The organism is Chryseobacterium daecheongense, assembly GCA_027920525.1.
Classification (GTDB): Bacteria; Bacteroidota; Bacteroidia; order Flavobacteriales; family Weeksellaceae; genus Chryseobacterium; species Chryseobacterium proteolyticum.
This window is the reverse complement of record CP115858.1, coordinates 2,127,196-2,143,278: the sequence shown is the minus strand read 5'-3', so window position 1 is coordinate 2,143,278 and position 16,083 is coordinate 2,127,196. Positions and strand designations below refer to the sequence as shown.

15 protein-coding genes are annotated in these 16,083 nt (G+C 36.8%); 7 read left to right on the top strand and 8 right to left on the bottom strand.

Annotated features, from left to right (window positions below; all coding sequences use genetic code 11):
• Nucleotides 1-7: 7 nt before the first annotated feature.
• A complete protein-coding gene (gene rpmB, locus PFY10_09470; GenBank protein ID WBV58675.1) occupies nucleotides 8-247 on the bottom strand; it encodes a 50S ribosomal protein L28 in 240 nt (79 codons plus the stop codon).
• A 239-nt stretch (nucleotides 248-486) separates the two neighbouring features.
• On the opposite strand from rpmB, the gene PFY10_09465 reads away from it, so the two are divergent.
• Nucleotides 487-2,199, top strand: coding sequence for a T9SS type A sorting domain-containing protein (locus tag PFY10_09465; GenBank protein ID WBV58674.1), 1,713 nt, complete (start codon nucleotides 487-489; stop codon nucleotides 2,197-2,199).
• Nucleotides 2,200-2,348: 149 nt separating this feature from the next.
• Here the strand turns inward: PFY10_09465 and lnt are convergent, their stop codons facing one another.
• From lnt to PFY10_09440, 5 genes are all read right to left on the bottom strand, one after another.
• The gene (gene lnt / locus PFY10_09460) at nucleotides 2,349-3,983 is read right to left on the bottom strand and encodes an apolipoprotein N-acyltransferase (protein WBV58673.1); all 1,635 of its coding nucleotides are present in this window, start codon (nucleotides 3,981-3,983) and stop codon (nucleotides 2,349-2,351) included.
• 126 nt (nucleotides 3,984-4,109) lie between these two features.
• On the bottom strand, nucleotides 4,110-4,913 hold the full coding sequence (gene proC / locus PFY10_09455; protein ID WBV58672.1) for a pyrroline-5-carboxylate reductase: 804 nt from the start codon (nucleotides 4,911-4,913) through the stop codon (nucleotides 4,110-4,112).
• A 57-nt stretch (nucleotides 4,914-4,970) separates the two neighbouring features.
• The gene (gene murB / locus PFY10_09450) at nucleotides 4,971-5,984 is read right to left on the bottom strand and encodes a UDP-N-acetylmuramate dehydrogenase (GenBank protein ID WBV58671.1); all 1,014 of its coding nucleotides are present in this window, start codon (nucleotides 5,982-5,984) and stop codon (nucleotides 4,971-4,973) included.
• Nucleotides 5,974-6,471 carry a hypothetical protein gene (locus PFY10_09445; GenBank protein ID WBV58670.1) on the bottom strand — a complete coding sequence of 166 codons (498 nt, stop codon included), beginning with the start codon at nucleotides 6,469-6,471 and terminating at the stop codon, nucleotides 5,974-5,976. The genes murB and PFY10_09445 overlap by 11 nt, the downstream gene beginning before the upstream one ends.
• Nucleotides 6,472-6,479: 8 nt before the next feature.
• On the bottom strand, nucleotides 6,480-7,685 hold the full coding sequence (locus tag PFY10_09440; GenBank protein ID WBV58669.1) for a pyridoxal phosphate-dependent aminotransferase: 1,206 nt from the start codon (nucleotides 7,683-7,685) through the stop codon (nucleotides 6,480-6,482).
• A 292-nt stretch (nucleotides 7,686-7,977) separates the two neighbouring features.
• Here PFY10_09440 and PFY10_09435 point away from each other — a divergent pair, with 292 nt between their 5' ends.
• The 6 genes from PFY10_09435 (at nucleotide 7,978) to PFY10_09410 (ending at nucleotide 14,041) form a co-directional block, all read left to right on the top strand.
• Nucleotides 7,978-9,765, top strand: a complete 1,788-nt coding sequence (locus PFY10_09435) for a T9SS type A sorting domain-containing protein (protein WBV58668.1) — start codon at nucleotides 7,978-7,980, stop codon at nucleotides 9,763-9,765.
• Between the two features lie 124 nt (nucleotides 9,766-9,889).
• Nucleotides 9,890-10,345, top strand: a complete 456-nt coding sequence (locus PFY10_09430; protein WBV58667.1) for a DUF1801 domain-containing protein — start codon at nucleotides 9,890-9,892, stop codon at nucleotides 10,343-10,345.
• Complete coding sequence (locus PFY10_09425) at nucleotides 10,323-10,973, top strand: YiiX/YebB-like N1pC/P60 family cysteine hydrolase (GenBank protein ID WBV58666.1); 651 nt, start codon at nucleotides 10,323-10,325, stop codon at nucleotides 10,971-10,973. Before PFY10_09430 ends, PFY10_09425 begins: the two co-directional genes overlap by 23 nt.
• 157 nt (nucleotides 10,974-11,130) lie before the next feature.
• Entirely contained in the window at nucleotides 11,131-11,442 is a 312-nt protein-coding gene (locus tag PFY10_09420) for a cysteine methyltransferase (protein ID WBV58665.1), read from the top strand.
• Between the two features lie 112 nt (nucleotides 11,443-11,554).
• Complete coding sequence (locus PFY10_09415) at nucleotides 11,555-12,109, top strand: LemA family protein (protein ID WBV58664.1); 555 nt, start codon at nucleotides 11,555-11,557, stop codon at nucleotides 12,107-12,109.
• Between the two features lie 3 nt (nucleotides 12,110-12,112).
• On the top strand, nucleotides 12,113-14,041 hold the full coding sequence (locus tag PFY10_09410) for a DUF2207 domain-containing protein (protein WBV58663.1): 1,929 nt from the start codon (nucleotides 12,113-12,115) through the stop codon (nucleotides 14,039-14,041).
• A 53-nt stretch (nucleotides 14,042-14,094) separates the two neighbouring features.
• On the opposite strand, the gene murA is transcribed toward PFY10_09410, so the two are convergent.
• Nucleotides 14,095-15,402 carry a UDP-N-acetylglucosamine 1-carboxyvinyltransferase gene (gene murA / locus PFY10_09405; protein WBV58662.1) on the bottom strand — a complete coding sequence of 436 codons (1,308 nt, stop codon included), beginning with the start codon at nucleotides 15,400-15,402 and terminating at the stop codon, nucleotides 14,095-14,097.
• Entirely contained in the window at nucleotides 15,403-16,062 is a 660-nt protein-coding gene (locus PFY10_09400) for a DUF4290 domain-containing protein (protein ID WBV58661.1), read from the bottom strand.
• Nucleotides 16,063-16,083: the final 21 nt, after the last annotated feature.

Sequence of the window (16,083 nt, the reverse complement as noted above, 5' to 3'; positions counted from 1 at the left end):
GATTCAATTACTTTTTAATCAATCCGTTTCTTACAGCTCTTTCAAGAGCTTCTTCGATTCCAATCTTGTTAATCACTCTCAATCCATGAGCTGATACTTTCAGTGTTACGTGCTTATCTTGCTCCGGAAGGTAAAACTTCTTCTCCAATAAGTTAATTTCAAAACGACGCTTCGTTTTGTTATTAGCGTGAGAAACGTTGTTACCAACCATTGCACGCTTTCCTGTTATTTGGCAAATTCTTGACATATCTCGATGTTCTTATTTGTATAATATTTGAGGTTGCAAAATAACGAAGAATTTTTTAGATAGGCAAATCTTTTAGAAAATATTTACAAATAACATCTTGATTAATAATATTGAAGATTACCTTATATAACAGCTGATTCCTGACAGAGAGCGGGAACTGATATATTTCATGTAAAGATCATAACATTAGATAAATTTATCATATATCTTTGTTTTTAATTAATCTAAATAAAAATAATATGAAGAAGGTCTATGTTTTACTATCTATGTTACCGGTCGGTATAATGGCACAAAACTTTTCTGAAGTACAAACGGATATGAAGAATTTTTATTATTCATCCTGTGATGTGGCGGATATTAATGGAGATGGTTTTCAGGATATAGTCGTTAATGGAGCAATAGATACAGATGGAGATGGTAGTGCGGATACTTCATTCAATGAAATATATAAGAATAACGGTACTACAATGACTTCCTATGCTAATCTGGGAGTAGATGTTACTCATCTGGGAGATATCAAATTTATTGATTATAATAATGACGGGCTTGCTGATATTATTTCTACTGGCTTAAGTTATATGGATATCGTTAATTACAAACATTACCAGTTCCGCAATACCGGTTCGGGATTTGTTAAGGAAGCTGAGCTTCCCGGTAAGGTATATGGTTCAATGGAAGTTTTCGATTTTAATCATGACGGGCTGCAGGATTATGCTATTAATGGAGCGCAATACATTAGCGGGACAGGTTTCGTTAATAAATTGGATTATTATCAGAATACAGGGAATGGATTTCTTTTGATTCCGGGTTGGATGGAAGGCACACAAAACAGCAGTTTTAAAATGGTGGATTTGAATAATGATCAGTTGCTGGATATGGTAATTTTGGGATATGATATCAATAGTAATCCGCTATTCAGGGTTTATCTCAATAATTCAGGGGTACTTACCCTGTCTCAGACGCTTTTACCTTTAGCAAGCGGAAAGCTTGAATTTGCCGATTTTAATGCAGATGGTTATCAGGATATTGTGGTAGCTGCTCAGGATGAAAATTATGAAGGGTATCTAGGTGTGCTGATGAATGATGGTGCCGGCCATTTTAATCTTCAGCAACTTAACATTCCGGAATTTTCAGAGCCATCCCTGGCAACAGGAGATCTGAATAATGACGGGTATTATGATTTTATACTGTCTGGAAATGATGAAAATAATAATGCCTTGGTTAAAGTGTTTTTATTTAGTCCTGCCGGTCAAACATTTACTGAAAATATAACAACAGGTTTACATACTTTAGGAGGCCCTGGTTTTGTGCATTTACTTGACTATAACAATGATCATCATCTTGATGTTGTATTGTCCGGATTTGATTGGGCAGATCCGGGAATGCCCTCACTAACTAAAATCTTCAAAAATGTTTCTACGGAAGCAAATTTAAAACCTTCGCCTCCTGTAAACCTGAATCTTACCAGAAACGGTAACAAGTTTAATTTCTCATGGAGTGGAGCAGGTGATGATAAGACGCCTGTAAATGCTTTGCGGTACGAAATCAAAGTTGGAAAGACTCCCGGAGCTTATGATGTGGCACGATATGTAGTAACAACGTCCTCATGGTTCTTAGATCTTGACCCATCCATTCAGAATTTATACTGGAGCGTAAGATCAATAGATGCCTCAGGAGTATATTCAGATCCTTCTGCAGAAGGAACCTTGGGAACTCAGGATATTATTAAAGATGATGAGTTTTTAATATATCCCAATCCTGCTTCGGAAAAAGTATTTATTAAAGGAAAGCAAATTACTGATGTTGAAATGTATGCAGTAGACGGAAGAAAGTTGACTGTAAAAAAGAATGCGGATCAGTCTGTAAATCTGTTCGGTTTTCCGAAAGGGATTTATTTTCTGAAAGTAAAAATAAAGGATCAATGGACTGTTAAAAAACTTATCATTAAATAATTGAACGTTTTATTAACCGGGAAAAACCAGGTGTCCAGCTGGTTTTTCTCTTTATTGTTTGTATTTGTTTGTGTCGGATCTTCAATATACTCAATCGAAGAGACGTCTATCAGGGAAGCTTTTGAGCTTCCCTTTTATTTAATTGAATTTTATTTTTTTTGAAGTCTGCCTTGAACTCTTTTAATTAAAAAATAGAAAAGCAAGAAGCCTAGTGCAAAAATCGAAATTCTTGATAAAAGGTCCCCTGTTCTTGTATAAAAAGTCTGTTGATCATACAGATTCACTTTCGCAAATAAAGTAGTTTTATCTCCGTAGAAAGTGTCGGCAACAATTTCTCCTCTTGCATCAATGTGTGCTGAAATTCCACTATTGGCTGCGCGGGCAATTTCTCTACGGGTTTCTATGGCTCTTAATTTAGCATAAGACAAAAGTTGCTTATGCCCTTCTGTAACACCCCACCAGGAGTCGTTGGTCATAATGGCTAAAAAGTTAGCCCCTTTTCTCACATAATCCGTAACAAACTCTCCGTAGATACTTTCATAACAAATAATAGGAGCCAGTTTTCCTTTATTGTAAGGGTTTGAAAAGGCTACCCTTTCTTTGTCTGTACCCAATGATGCTACGGTTCCTCCCAGGTTGAGCATAGCATCTCCTAAAATAGGCTTTAAAACATTCATGTAGGGGAATATTTCCACACCGGGAACTAATTTGCCTTTGTGATAGACTTCAACTTTTTGATTGGGAATTACCTGAATGGCTGAATTGTAGCTGGAAACCCACAGTCCCTGATTGATCTGATAAGCTTCTTTAGGAAGATTGTTCTGATTCAGGTAAAAACGATGCGAAGAAATTCCGGTAGCAAAAACAGAACCTTGATGTTTGGAGAGAAAGCCTTTTATGTTATTCAGAAGTACGCTTTTTTCAAAAGCAGTTTCCGAAATAGATCCTCTTCCCGGAAGTGCTGTTTCCGGAGCAATATAATAATCAATCTTACCTTTGGAGTTTCTCTCCGCAAGACTAAGAAGGTTATTTTCTATTGTCAGGCTGTCCGTCGAATACTTTTCTGCGTATGGATCAAGATCAGGTTGGAGTAATAAAACATTTACCTGGCCTGCCGGTTTTTCATCAAAATTATTATACTTAATTATTGAAATAATCATTGGAATGACGATTATAGCTGCAGCAATCGATGTATTTTTGATAAGATCTTTTCTTTTCCGTCCTGCTTCCCAGGTTCTTATGGTATAAAAAATAAAAAGGTTGATGATCAGGATCCAGAAGCTGCCTCCTGTAGCCCCCAGGGTATCATACCACTGGATTAATTTCGGATAATCGGAGAATGCATTGCCGAGATTAAGCCATGGCCATGTAAGTTCCCAGCTCATATGAAATTTCTCAAATCCCATCCAGATAGCGATAAGAAATGCAAATCCCCAGTAGGTTCCCTGTGCATTTTTATACCAATGGTAACATTGGAACATCAGGGAGTATAAAAATGAATTGACGAGAACAGGAAATACAACGGCCATTAATGAATGACTGCCATCCGGGTTTCTTGAACCGTACAGCCATCCTGTTGTCACAATATTCCAGATCACAAAACATAGATAGGAAAGTCCGAAAACTACCCAGCTTTTTCTGTTAAAGCTTGAAAATTTAGAAACGCCATGTTCCATCATAAGGAGAGGAACAAGAGCAAAGAAAATAAAGAACGGAATCCCGTAAGTTGGCCATGATATGGACAGCAGCATCGCTGAAATGAGCGTAAGTAGAACGTATTTCATTACATTAGATTAACATACAAATTTAATGTTTTTGAAATGAATAAATCTGCAATTGAGGGTAAAGAAATTGCAGAGGCTTATTATTATACCTCGAACACTATTTTTACTGTACCTTATGTAGTGGATTTAGCCGTTTAGTTCTTTAGCGCGATTTTCCGCATTTAGAATCCCTTTCCCGATAGCTTCCTTTAATCCTTTTTCTTCAAAAGTTTTTAGAGCTGCTTCGGTAGTACCTCCTTTCGAGGCAACATCTTTTATTAATTCTTCAAGGCTTTTTTCGGAGTTATTCATCAGATGGTAGGCGCCCAACATGGTTTGCTTAACGAAAAGTTTAGAGAGGTTTTCATCAATTCCCATTTCTACACCGGTCTTAATCATTGCATCAACAATGTAATAAAAATAAGCAGGGCCACTTCCGGACAAAGCGGTTACACCGTCCAATAGTTCTTCGTCTTCCAAATAAACCGATCTTCCTGTGCTGTTGAGAAGCCTTTCAATAATAATAAGCTGGCTGAAAGAAATACCTTCCGCGGAGGTATATCCCGTAATGCCCATTCCTAAAAGAGTGGGGGAGTTAGGCATCGCTCTGACCACCATGCGATGGTTTAATAATTTCTGAATCTTCTGTATTTTAATTCCGGCCATAATGGATAAAATCATCTGATTTTCTTTAAGAGTAAATTGAATCTTATCCACCACATTCTGAAAGTCCTGTGGCTTTACAGCGATAATAATAAGATCAGCATCCAGCTCCCTAACTTCATCGAACGTAGAAATTTTTGAATGGGGAAATTCTTCCGATATTTTGGCGAATTTAGATTCGTTTCTTGTAATCAGATGCAGATCTGCAGGTTTTATCAACTCATATTTCAGGAAAGATTTTGAAAATGATAACCCCATATTTCCTGCTCCCAGAATGGCTATTTTCATATTGTGCTTTTTTAATTCTAAACGAAAATATTATTTTTTGTAATTAGTTTTTCTATTTTATATGATATTTACTTCTCTCTCCAGCTCTATTCCAAACTTTTCCTTTACAGAGTTAATGATTAATGTGGAGAAATCATAAATTTCTTTTCCTGTAGCATTTCCTGTAGCGTTAACGATAACAAGCGATTGTAATCGGTGTGAAGCTACGTTTCCTATTTGCTTACCTTTCCATCCGCATTGCTCAATCAGCCATCCTGCGGGAACTTTTACCTGATCTCCATTAGGGTATCCCTGAATATTTTCGAATTTTAGTTTAAGGTCTTCAAACTGGGATTTTGGAATTGTCGGATTTTTAAAAAAACTACCTGCATTTCCGATCAGTTTAGGATCTGGAAGTTTGCTTTGTCTGATATTGATCACAGCATTGGAAACATCCTGTATGGTAGGATTTTTAATATTTAATTTCTCCAGTTCTCCTGTAATCGCACCATATTCAGTTTTGATGATATGATTTTTCGTTGTCAGCCTGAACGTTACGTCCAGAATCACATACTTTCCTTTTCCTTCTTGTTTGAAAATAGAATCCCTGTAGCCGAACCGGCATTGTTCCAGATCAAATATTTCAACTGCAAGGGTTTCCAGGTTCAGGACAGAGCATTGAACGAAGATGTCTTTTATTTCAGTTCCGTAAGCGCCGATATTCTGCATGGGAGAGGTACCCACATTTCCCGGGATTAAAGATAGATTTTCCAGTCCGCCATAATTATTATTCAGACAGTACATGACAAACCCATGCCAGTTTTCACCAGCATTTGCTGTTACCAGGATATTGTTTTCGTCATGATTTTTTTCAGTTATCCCTTTCAGATTGAGAAGGATTACAAGACCATCAAAATCTTTTGTAAGTAAAACGTTACTTCCGCCGCCCAAAAATAAGAGCGGTAAAGAATGAGATCTTGAGAATAGGATTGCTTCTTTGAGCTCATCAATGGTTGTTACTTCTGTAAAATATTTTGCTTTCGCTTCAACGCCAAAGGTATTGTAGGGTTTTAGGGAAAAATTATCGTGCATAGGCTTGTTGGTATTCTTTAGGAAGAATCTCTTCTATTCTGTTTTTAAGAGTTTGCAGTTGGGAATAATGAATCGTGTCCTGATAAGCATTCACGTAGACATGTGCCTTTTTCGGTGTCCTGATCTGAAAAGTTTCGTCAACTCCATCTACCGATTGGGCGCTGGGAGAGCTTTTAATGCTGTTCAGGGTTCGTATGTCAAGACTTGAAACCAGATGCTTCCATTTGTTAGCATGCATTGAAGAGCTCCAGTACTGGTGTGTCTTTTTTGCTGTGGTGCCTTTTTCTAGGGAAATGGAATCTTTAGTAACTTTTATAATCCTGTAGTCTCCAAGAATGCCACCAATATTTGAAACGCTTATGAAAGTGATTTCATTAGGATTTTGTGGAACAGGAGCTTTTTTCTCCTTTTGGGAGCATGAAAAAAATGTCAGCAATAAAAACATTGAAAATAATATTCTCAAAACTAAATTTCTTACTGCTGACATTGTGTTATTTATAGATTGAACTCTAATTTATATTGTTTTAGTGCTTCTTTTAGAATTTCAACACTTCTTCTTAAATCCTGCTCTTTTAGTACATAAGCAATTCTTACTTGTTTTTTACCCAGTTCAGGATCGCTATAGAAACCACCTGCCGGTGCTACCATGATTGTTTCTTTATTAAGCGAAAACTTTTCCAGCAACCATTGAGCGAATTTCTCAGTGTCATCTACAGGAAGTTGTGCCACACAATAGAAGGCTCCTTTCGGTTTAGGACAGATTACTCCGGGAATAGCATTTAACAGATCCACCAAAACGTTTCTTCTGTGGGTATATTCCTCTCTTACCGCGCGGATATATGCTCCGTCATTGTGGTGTGCAGCTGTAGCTGCAATTTGTCCTAAAAGAACAGGACTTAATCTGGCCTGTGCAAATAGCATTGCTGCATCGTGTATTTTTTTTGAACGCGTAATCATACAGCCGATTCTTACACCACACATGGAATATCTCTTTGATTCTGAGTCTATAATGATGCAGTTTTCACTTAATTCCGGAAAAGAAAGCATAGATACCTGCTGTTTCCCATCATATACATATTCCCTGTATACTTCATCGGAAATTACAACGATATCATATTTTAAAGCAATTTCTGCCAGCTTCTGGAGCTCCTCACGGGTATAAAGGTATCCGGTTGGGTTTCCGGGATTGCAGATAACGATAGCTCTTGTTTTTTCAGTGATCTTTTTCTCGAATTCTTCAATTGGAGGTAAAGCAAAGCCTGTTTCTATAGTCGATGGAACAGCTACAACGTTGACATTGAATGTGCTTGCAAATCCATTGTAATTGGCATAGTAAGGCTCAGGGATAATAACTTCGTCTCCATCGTCACATAATGTGGAAATAGCAAAATTTAATGCTTCAGAACCTCCGTTGGTTACAATGAAATTATCAGGAGTGAGATCCGCAAACCCCAAAGAATGATAATAGTCTGTAAGTGCTTTTCTATATTCCAGGTTTCCTTCAGAAAGAGCATATTCCAATACTTTTAAATCAATATTTTTTAAAGCATTTAAAGCCGTTTCCGGAGTTTCAATATCCGGTTGTCCGATATTAAGGTGATATACTTTAATTCCTTTCTGCTTTGCTTGAAGAGAAAAAGGAACCAGCTTTCTTACCGGCGATGGCGGCATATGTTGTGCTCTGTTTGATATATTCGGCATTGTTTGAAAAATTTGTATGGCAAAAATAACACTTAATTTTTCAATATTAAAATTATAAGGAACACTATATAATTATATTTCATGCATTAAATTGTTCTTTGAGGTTAAAATCTGTAATCCTCTGATTGTCTTTTCAATATTTATTTAATTTTTAATATTGATGATTGTTTTTAATTTTTATTTTAATTATTGTTGATTATGTATATTATAATATTAAATTATTATATATTGTTTAAATAAAGTTGTTTTGTGTTGATTTTTTTATAAATTTACTGAGCTAATGTTAAATACTATGAAAATAAATCTACTTTTTGGAGCATTAAGTACGTGTGCTCTGTTTTTCGGGTCACATGCGATGGCTCAAAACTTTCAAACAATGCCTGTACAATCAGGATATACTGCAGATGTTATTGCGAATGGGATAGGTTCATCCATGACGTCTACAACAATGGATGTAGATGGGGTTTCTTTTGCATTTGTGGCAAGGGACTTCCAGCTTACTTCCTCAAGTACCCCTATAAATTATGGAATTCCTGTAAATGGAATTATCAATTCCGTAGTGGGAAGTACACCGGGCCTCAGCTATCAACTGGGAGATCTAAGTGGAAATAACTCTTTAAGGCTTGCAACCATAGGCCAATCCGGAACTTTGGTTTTTGGGACTCCCAAGGCGGCTTTTAAACTGTACATGCTTTCAACAAGTGGTAGTGGGACATCTACCGTAAGTGCTACGGTAACTTTTACAGATAATACTACTCAGGTATTTTCAGGCCTTGCCCTTTCGGATTGGTATGGGGGATCGAATTATGCCATCCAGGGAATCGGAAGGATTAACAGGACAAATAACGTATTGGAATCCAGTACGACAAATCCCAGATTATATCAATCTGTACTTACCATTGATGCGGCTAATGTTACGAAACCGATACAAAGCATAACCATTGCGAAAAGTGCCGGGTCAGGAATTTCGAATATTTTTGCGTTTTCAGCGGATGCTTTCACAGATTGTTCGGCTCCGACGCTTCAGCCTGTAGGAACACTTACTTCAAATTCAGCGCAGGTTTCGTGGACAATTCCTCCGACAACAACAGCAGCAAGTTATGATGTGTATTACAGTACAACAAACACGCCTCCTACAAGTGCTACAACTCCGAATATTACGGGAGTTACCGGAACATCAACTACTATTGGAAGCTTGTCTTCATCAACAACCTATTATTATTGGGTGAGAACGAATTGTACAACGGCAACAAGCCAGAGCGGATGGTCAATTGGTGGTACTTTTACAACCTTATGCGGAGCAATGATACCTCCGTATACAAACACTTTTGATTCTATACCTGGAAATTGCTGGGCAAATAATCTTTCCGGAGGTACCCCTACAACAGGCCCTACGGGATCTACAACATATTGGGTGCAGGATGGATTTTTAAATGTAGGGACCACAGGTTCCATAAGAATCAATCTTTACACGACAAATAGCACAGGATGGCTAAAAACAGTACCATTTGATCTCTCAGCAGGTGGTTACAAAGTAAAATTTGATTACGGAGCAACAACCTATTCAGGAACTGCTTCTTCTCCAATGGGTTCTGATGATATAATACATTTTATGGTCTCCAATGATGGTGGAAGTACTTGGAATATATTGAAGACTTGGGATGTAAACAGCCCGGCTACTAATGTATCGACTAATTATTCTTATGATCTGGTAAGTAACACCAGTGCAAATACAGTCTTTGCCTTTTATGGAACGGACGGAACAGTAGATGATGCTCCGGATTATAATTTCTTTGTTGACAACTTTACGGTAGAATCTGCACAACTAAGCACTTCTGAAGTAAACGCAAACAAAAAAACGGTGAATGTTCATCCGAATCCTTTCAAAGATGTATTGTATATTTCAGATACCAAAGATGTTAAAGCTGTTACGGTTACGGATGTGGCAGGAAGGTTGGTGAAAACAATTGAAAATCCGACGAAAGAAATCAATTTAAGTACATTGAATTCAGGATTGTATTTTGTGAATATTCAATTTAAAGACGGTTCAAAAACAACAGTAAAGGCTATCAAACAATAGATCCTTAATGTAGATTATAAAGAAAGGCAGTTATGAGAATGACTGCCTTTTTTTATTTGATATATAATGATATGAAGTTGTCTTTTAATTTTGTTATTTTGGAAACTGATAAAACTGAACGAATATGCAAATCCATACAACCTCTATAGAAGAGTATATCGCCCGGATTCCTGAAGAAAGGAAAGAGGCTTTTAAAAAACTGTTTGATGCTGTAAACAATAATTTACCCAAAGGCTTTAGTAGCAATACTGGTTATGGAATGGTAGGGTGGGGCGTTCCGTTGGAAACTTATCCCGCCGGATACCATTGTACACCCGGATCACCTCTGCCGTTTATCAGCCTGGCTTCCCAAAAGAATTTTATTGCACTCTATCATATGGGAATCTACGCAAAGCCGGATCTTCTGGAGTGGTTTGTTGAAGAATTTCCGAAGCATTCAACGAAAAAGCTTGATATGGGGAAATCCTGTATCCGTTTTAAAAAAATGGAGGATATTCCTTTTGAACTAATTGCTGAGCTAAGTAAAAAAATGACCGTCGAAGACTGGATTGAATGTTATGAATCAAATTTTAAAAAATAACCCGGTTTATCCTGTTGTATGCATTGTTCTTTTATTTCTGATATCAGCATGCAAAAGCATTAAAAATGAAGATCTTAAAAATGGGGACTTACTTTTTGTAACGGCAAAAGAGTCTGGTTTGTCGGGAGCGATCAATAATGTAACACAAAGGCAAAAAAATGCTTCTTTTGATCATATAGGTATTCTGAAAAAAGAAGGTAATGCATTTTTTGTATTGCATGCAGCGCCTGAAGGAGGATCTCAAAAACAGTCCCTTAAAAATTTTGTAAAGGATCAGGTGAAGGATCAGCAAAATGTTGTAGTGTACCGGCTAAAAGATAATTATCAATATACCATTCCGTCTGCTATTGCAAAAGCTGAATCAATGATCGGGAAACCTTATAATTTCAATTATATTCTGGATGACAATTCCTATTATTGTTCGGATTTTATTGAAAGAGCATTTAGAGAGTATCATATTTTTAAGCTGGAGCCGATGACATTTATTGATCCTAAGACAGGAAAGACCAACCTGTTCTGGGAAGAATTCTATGAAAAAAAGAAAATTAAAGTACCTGAAGGAGAACCCGGTTGTAATCCTAATGGATTGGCTGCCTCAGATAAATTGGAAAGAATAAAACAGTTGTAAAAATAAGGAGAAGTGAAGAGCTTCTCTTTTTTTATGTTAAAATTGAAAAATATTAGTCTACTAATTTGGTGGACTAATATTTTTTTATATTTTTGCTAAAGATTTAACGCAATAAGAAAATGTGAAATCAAAGTAGTCTAACCAAAAAAGTTGAGTGATGATAACACCAAATCCGAACCTGCAGGTTTTACAAAATAAAATTAACCTGCCAAAAAAAGAATTAATACTGGAAATAGAATTAAATGGCAAAATGAAGTTTGAAAACATTCTGAATGTCATTTATAACCAGTTCGGAATTTGTCACAGGGTGTTATCTGCCAATGTGGAATATATAGAGGGACGTAATTTTGGTTCAGTACAGTTGTACATTAATGCAGATTCAGATGATTGCCGGCAGCTTGAGCATTATCTGAATAAAAATAAACTTTTAAATACCAGTGTGGAGTATACCTGCAGGAAGTATTTTTAGGGGAGATTCATATAGTTTTAATTACGAAAGTGTTCCGGTTTACCGGGCACTTTTTTTATGGTAAACAGTATCTGAAAAAATAGTACTTTTAACTACAATAAATTAAAAATCTATGACCATACTAATTATCATTGTCGCTGTAATTGTTTTGTTTCTTTTATATGGAGTTTCTATTTATAATCGTTTGGTGAAACTGAGGAACCTGGTTCAGGAAGGGTGGAGCAGTATTGATGTTATGCTTAAAAAACGTCATGATCTTATTCCGAACCTTGTAGAAACGGTGAAAGGATATGCAACCCACGAGCGTGAAACTTTAGATAGTGTTACAAGAGCGAGGTCTCAGGCTATAGGAGCTAATTCTGTTGAAGCTAAGGAAGCAGCTGAAAAAAATCTGAACCAAGCCATGATGAATCTTTTTGCCGTAGCTGAACAGTATCCTGATCTGAAAGCCAATACCAATTTTCAGCAGCTGCAATCGGAGCTTACTTCTATAGAGAATGATATTGAAAAATCAAGAAGGTATTACAACGGAACGGTTCGTGAGAATAACACGCTGGTAGAATCTTTTCCAAGCAATATCATTGCTAATATGTATAAATTTGAAAAATCTGCTTTCTTTGAATTACAAAATATAGCTGAAAGAGAAGTTCCATCTGTGAAATTTTAAGCAATGAAAAAAAATCTGTTGCTTTTTGTTCTGTTAGCATTTGTATTGGGTTTCAGTCAGGAAGAGCCCCGGCGTCCCGATCAAATGGCCATCGTAGAAAATACCGAAAAAATTCTCTCCTTTCATTCTGATATTGATGTCGATAAAAGTTCAGGTCTTACGATAACGGAAGATATCAAAGTTCATAGTCTGGGAGATCAGATTAAACGAGGGATCTATCGGGCATTGCCGCTTTCCAGAAATCTGAATAACAAAAATCAGAAAGTTAAGTATACCATCCTCTCCATTAAAAAAAATGGAGTAGAAGAAGATTATCATGACGTAATAGAAGATGGCTTTTTAAAAATATATGTTGGAAATAAAGACATTATACTGAGTCCGGGAGATTATGAATATGAGATCAGGTATAAAACAGAGAACCAGATCGGTTTTTTTGATAAATATGATGAGGTTTACTGGAATGTAAACGGAACCTATTGGGATTTTGATATTGATTCTGTCTCTGCTACAATTAACCTTCCGGAGGGCGCTAAAATACTTCAGAACTCCTGTTATACAGGAGCGTATGGCAGCAGTTCGCAGAACTGTACTGTAAAGGTTTTGTCTGATCGTTCGATAGAATGGACCGCGACAGATCTTAAGTCTAATGAAGGGCTTACTGTGGCCGTAGGATTTAATAAAGGAGTGATGATTCCTCCTCCGCCACCCACTTTCTTTGAAAAGTTTGGAATTTTAATTGGTGGGTTTATCGTTTTTATCGGATTGATCTTCTATTATTACTCAACATGGAGAAAATATGGCGTGGATCCTGAAAAACCAATAGTTTATCCGCAGTTTAATGTTCCCGAAAATCTTTCTCCTGCTTCTTTAGGGTATTTGAGAAATGAGAATTTCAAAAATAAATATCTGACGGCAGCTATTGTCAATCTGGCCATAAAAGGATATGTTCAGATCATTGAAGGAGAAGATTCCGGAATTCTTGGTCTTTTCAGTTCAAAAATATTTACCCTTAAAAAATTGAAAGAAGCAGATGAGTCTTTACCAAAAGAAGAAATTAATTTCATGAATACGCTTTTTTCAGATAACATCGATACTGTAAAGTTTGATGGGAAATATGATTCCAGAATTGAAAGAGTGGTTACGAATTTTAAGGAAACGCTGAAATTCCAACATGATAAATTTCTCAATGAAGGAAATAACACAGGAAAATTAGTATTGCCTACTTTACTTATTACAATAGTGTATATGCTTGGTTTATATATAAGTTATACTATTTATCCGGAAGCGGAAAAGGTTGTCATCGGAATTGCAGTGTATGTTATACTTTTTGTGGCATTTATTTTAGTTACATTTTTATTTAAAAGCCTTTCCTGGAAATTTCTCATTCCAATTCCATTTTGCATACTATTTGGAATAGGTGGCTTAATCAGTAACGGTCATGAAATAACTGAAAGCGGTAATTTCAATATCTGTTACATTTTCATTGCCCTGGCATTTACTTCACTGATGATCTATCAATATCTGATCAAAAGGCCGTCAGAAGAGAAATTACAGAAAAAATCACTGATTGAAGGTTTCAAAATGTACATGGGAGCAGCGGAAAATGAACAGTTAAAATTCCATAATCCACCACAATTGACACCGCAGGTTTTTGAAACTCTTTTGCCCTTTGCTATGGTTTTGGGAGTAGATGAAATCTGGGGTAAAAAATTTGATACCTTGTTGAAAAATATGGCTAACGGAACAGAATATGTTCATAGCTGGTATATTGGAAATTCTATAAATCATTATAGCTTTGGAAATACATTGAACTCGAGCCTTACCAAATCTATACAATCTGCATCTACACAACCTTCCAGTTCCGGAAGCGGATCTGGCGGTGGAGGTTTCTCCGGCGGCGGCGGAGGTGGCGGTGGAGGCGGCGGCTGGTAAACCAGGCCTTATAAAAAGAAAAAGCGTTCAGGGGTCCTGAACGCTTTTTCTTTTTATATTCTTTCGATATCCGCTCCAATTGCTTTTAGTCTTCCGTCGATATTTTCGTATCCTCTGTCAATCTGTTCAATATTGTGGATAATAGATTTTCCCTCGGCAGATAAAGCTGCAATAAGAAGAGCGTTTCCGGCTCTGATATCCGGGGAAACCATGGTTGTCCCACGAAGGGGAGCTTCCTGGTTAAGGCCAATTACGGTCGCTCTGTGTGGATCACATAAAATAATCTGCGCTCCCATATCAATTAACTTATCTACAAAAAACAATCTTGATTCAAACATTTTCTGATGAACCAGTATGCTTCCTTTCGCCTGTGTAGCAACTACCAGGATAATAGAAAGCAGGTCAGGAGTGAATCCCGGCCATGGAGCATCCGAAATAGTAAGGATAGATCCATCAATGAATTTCTGAATTTTATAATTTTCCTGAGCCGGAATATAAATGTCATCGTTGCTTTGTTCAAGCTGGATTCCCAATTTTCTGAAGGTATTAGGGATTACTCCCAGCTGATTCCAGTTTACATTTTTTATAGTAAGCTCGGATTTTGTCATTGCAGCAAGACCAATCCATGAACCTATTTCTACCATGTCGGGAAGCATCGTATGTTCCGTACCTCGCAAATGGGTAACTCCTTCAATCGTTAATAGGTTTGAACCTATTCCGGAAATATTAGCTCCCATTCTGTTCAGCATCTTACAAAGTTGCTGAAGATAAGGTTCACAAGCTGCATTGTAAATTCTTGTTTTTCCTTTCGCCAATACTGCTGCCATAACAATGTTTGCAGTACCGGTTACTGAAGCCTCCTCCAGTAAGATGAATTTCCCGTTTAGCTCCTTAGCTTTTAAAGAGTAAAAATATTCTTCTTCGTCATAGTGAAATTCGGCACCTAATTCTACTAACCCCTGGAAATGAGTGTCCAGTCGTCGTCGTCCGATTTTGTCTCCACCCGGAGTTGGCATATAAGCTTCACCATATCTGGCCAGCATAGGGCCCATAAGCATAATAGAACCACGTAATTTAGCACCGTCCTTTTTGAATTCGCTGGATTTTACATAGTCGAAATTAACGTGATCAGCCTTAAAAGTGTAATTTCCAGGCCCGTTTTTAGTGATTTTTACACCAAAATCGCCTAGAATTTCAATTAACCTGTTTACGTCGTGAATGTCAGGAATGTTTTTAATGGTTACCTCCTCATCAGTTAGTAAAACTGCACATAAAATTTGTAAAGCTTCATTTTTTGCCCCTTGTGGAGTAATTTCACCTTGCAGTCTTTTTCCTCCTCTTATTTGAAACGTTCCACTCATTTACTTTCTGTTTTTATGGTTGTTATTGTTATGTCTTCTTTTGTTGGTTTGATTTTTATTATTGCTGTTGCGATTACTATTGTTATTGTTGTTGCCTCGGTTGTTGGTATTGTAATAGATTTTACTTTTCTCAAGGGATTCTATACCTGTAAGGTCCAGTCTGTTTTCCGAAAGCTCTTTCAAATGACGGAAAATCACATCATCAGTAACATGCTCTTTATTATAAACATTATAGGATTTCTTCATGTTGTTGGCAATCACTTCAATAAGAGCTTCTTTTTCATCTCCGGCCTCAAGCTCTATAGCCTTTTCAATTAATTGAAGAATACTTTTTCCGTAAAATTTAAAATCACCCTGAAGTTTCGGGTATTCCATTCTCTTTGGCTTTTCTTCAAGCTGTTCTTTCGTCGGAAAAGGATAAGGAGAATCTACATCAAGATCATGATTGGCTAAAATGTAAAGATGATCCCAAAGTTTATGTTTATAATTTTCTTCGTCGCGAAGTTGTGGGTTTCTTTGTCCCATAAAATCGATGATTGCCATTGCCATTTCATTTCTCTCCTCTTTAGAAGGGAGTTCTTTGCAACGCTCAACCAACTGTTGTATAATTCTGCCGTATTCCGGCATATTAAGTTGCGTTTTTTGGGTGTTATATTCCATAATATGCAAATATATGGATTA

Bases quoted from the DNA above. Each gene is read 5' to 3' on its own strand.
- rpmB (WBV58675.1), bottom strand. From the start codon at position 247: ATGTCAAGAATTTGCCAAATAACAGGAAAGCGTGCAATGGTTGGTAAC.
- PFY10_09440 (WBV58669.1), bottom strand. From the start codon at position 7,685: ATGCCGAATATATCAAACAGAGCACAACATATGCCGCCATCGCCGGTA.
- PFY10_09430 (WBV58667.1), top strand. From the start codon at position 9,890: ATGCAAATCCATACAACCTCTATAGAAGAGTATATCGCCCGGATTCCT.
- PFY10_09415 (WBV58664.1), top strand. From the start codon at position 11,555: ATGACCATACTAATTATCATTGTCGCTGTAATTGTTTTGTTTCTTTTA.
- PFY10_09435 (WBV58668.1), top strand. From the start codon at position 7,978: ATGAAAATAAATCTACTTTTTGGAGCATTAAGTACGTGTGCTCTGTTT.
- lnt (WBV58673.1), bottom strand. From the start codon at position 3,983: ATGAAATACGTTCTACTTACGCTCATTTCAGCGATGCTGCTGTCCATA.
- PFY10_09410 (WBV58663.1), top strand. From the start codon at position 12,113: ATGAAAAAAAATCTGTTGCTTTTTGTTCTGTTAGCATTTGTATTGGGT.
- murA (WBV58662.1), bottom strand. From the start codon at position 15,402: ATGAGTGGAACGTTTCAAATAAGAGGAGGAAAAAGACTGCAAGGTGAA.
- murB (WBV58671.1), bottom strand. From the start codon at position 5,984: ATGCACGATAATTTTTCCCTAAAACCCTACAATACCTTTGGCGTTGAA.
- PFY10_09465 (WBV58674.1), top strand. From the start codon at position 487: ATGAAGAAGGTCTATGTTTTACTATCTATGTTACCGGTCGGTATAATG.
- PFY10_09425 (WBV58666.1), top strand. From the start codon at position 10,323: ATGAATCAAATTTTAAAAAATAACCCGGTTTATCCTGTTGTATGCATT.
- PFY10_09420 (WBV58665.1), top strand. From the start codon at position 11,131: ATGATAACACCAAATCCGAACCTGCAGGTTTTACAAAATAAAATTAAC.
- PFY10_09445 (WBV58670.1), bottom strand. From the start codon at position 6,471: ATGTCAGCAGTAAGAAATTTAGTTTTGAGAATATTATTTTCAATGTTT.
- proC (WBV58672.1), bottom strand. From the start codon at position 4,913: ATGAAAATAGCCATTCTGGGAGCAGGAAATATGGGGTTATCATTTTCA.
- PFY10_09400 (WBV58661.1), bottom strand. From the start codon at position 16,062: ATGGAATATAACACCCAAAAAACGCAACTTAATATGCCGGAATACGGC.